The sequence below is a fragment of the Aerococcus sp. L_32 genome (assembly GCF_050689315.1).
Genome location: NZ_JBOEQF010000377.1, coordinates 1 through 1,832, shown reverse-complemented (window position 1 = coordinate 1,832; position 1,832 = coordinate 1). Strand labels below are relative to the sequence as shown.

The following is a 1,832-nucleotide window of genomic DNA, read 5'->3' as shown; positions in this document are numbered from 1 at the left end:
CTTTTTTGTCCAATGACCATCACTAAAATGATGACGCATATGTGATGCAATGGGTATATAAAGTTTTCTGTTTACTATCTATATTTCTATAAGTTAGGTGACTTGCTAATAGAAATAGCAATTTAGCAAAAATCCGGGTAAACTTTTACGAGGGGATAATGGTAAGAACTTTGACTGCAAAAGAAAAAATTTATTTTATATTATTGTTATTGCCTTATATCCTGCTTATCATTTTATCAGCTGTATGGGAAACCAATTCACAAGGTCAACCTTTAGCCAGTGAGCATATCACTGCTTTTATATTGTATATAGGTATTGATTATCCATTCTATCAGAAAGATTTTCTTAGCAAAAATCCGCAACAATAATTTGTTGTGATGATTATTCTAGTGCAACTTTTCCTCCATTTTGCCTTTGAGGCAATAGGAAGTTTGTTTGCCATCTAAATAAGGCCAGTTGATTGCCTTGTAAGCAACCAGTAATATACTAGAGAATATTGAAATAACAACAGGGATTTTAAAGGCTCTAAGACAAACATTTTTTTGTCTTAGAGCTTTTTTACGTATTTAGTACTTTACTAGAAAAGCTACCTAGACTTTTGCGTGAAAGAATTTTCTATCTTCTTGTCCTTTATAGATAGCAGTATTTTTAAAGCTGATGATAGCAAGAAAATCCCAGTTTATTTGCCAGGGCAAGCAACCATCCGATTACCATCAAATCATTAGAATAAAAAGTCAAAATACAATTTTTGTTTCACAAAAAATCAAGTTTTTAAGCACCTGCCATAATCTTAAAGGCTTGAATGCAAGTTTTGTAACGCTTACAAAAAACTTGTTTATTAAAAATGAATAAACTAGTTTCGATAACTAGTTGACAAAGTTATATATATAATTTAATATCTCGTTATTGACTTTATTACATGTCAAACAAAAATTAAACTTTATCGTATTCATAAATCGATATCCTTTTTATAGGGATAGGCGACCTAATATATGATTACGCAAATTATGGAGGAATATAAAATAATGACAACTTTTGAAAAAATCCAAGAATTAATCACTGAACAATTAGACTTAGAGGCTGGCGAAGTGAAAGCAACTACAAATATTCGTGAAGATATTGACGCTGACTCTTTAGACTTATTCCAAATCATTAATGACATCGAAGACGAATTCGATATCGAAATTGAAGATGAAGAAAAAATTAACACTGTTCAAGATTTAGTTGACTACGTAGAAGCAAACAAATAATTTCTGCCTACAAACTAGTCGATTAAGAGAGGAAGTAATCCTTTAGTGAAAACAGATTTTTGGGAACGCATAGGTGTTGAATACCCAATTATCCAAGGTGCTATGGCTTGGGTTGCCGATGCGGATTTAGCATCAGCAGTTTCCAATGCTGGGGGACTTGGTGTAATTGGTACTGGACATGACCGTGTAGACGTAGTACAAGCCAAAGTTGAAAAGATGCAACAATTAACAGATAAACCATTCGCTGTAAATGTCATGTTGTTAAATGAACATGTCGAGGAAGTAGTGGATTACATCTGTCAATCTGGTGTGAAGACAATTACAACTGGTGCTGGATCTCCAGGTAAATATATGGATAGATTCAACGCAGCTGGTATTTCAGTCATTCCAGTGGTCGCTTCTGTCGGACTTGCAAAACGGATGGAACGTGAAGGCGTGCATGCGGTGATTGTTGAGGGGATGGAATCAGGTGGTCACGTGGGGCGACAAACTACCATGGCTTTATTACCACAAGTAACAAAAGCTTTGGATATCCCAGTCATTGCGGCGGGTGGTATTGGTGACGGTCGAGGAATGGCAGCT

The 1,832-nt window shown here is 35.0% G+C and carries 3 protein-coding genes; all 3 read left to right on the top strand.

Translation table 11 applies throughout. From position 1 onward, the window contains the following. Positions 1-158: 158 nt before the first annotated feature. Positions 159-368, top strand: coding sequence for a hypothetical protein (locus ACRCJ0_RS13090; protein ID WP_431390703.1), 210 nt, complete (start codon positions 159-161; stop codon positions 366-368). Between the two features lie 657 nt (positions 369-1,025). Further along, complete coding sequence (locus ACRCJ0_RS13085; RefSeq protein ID WP_003142776.1) at positions 1,026-1,250, top strand: acyl carrier protein; 225 nt, start codon at positions 1,026-1,028, stop codon at positions 1,248-1,250. 45 nt (positions 1,251-1,295) lie between these two features. Next, positions 1,296-1,832, top strand: a 537-nt coding sequence (locus ACRCJ0_RS13080; RefSeq protein WP_431390702.1) for a nitronate monooxygenase, incomplete at its 3' end; no start/stop codon positions are given.

Excerpts from the sequence above, each read along its gene's own strand:
- ACRCJ0_RS13090 (WP_431390703.1), top strand. The coding sequence starts at position 159 with ATGGTAAGAACTTTGACTGCAAAAGAAAAAATTTATTTTATATTATTG.
- ACRCJ0_RS13085 (WP_003142776.1), top strand. The coding sequence starts at position 1,026 with ATGACAACTTTTGAAAAAATCCAAGAATTAATCACTGAACAATTAGAC.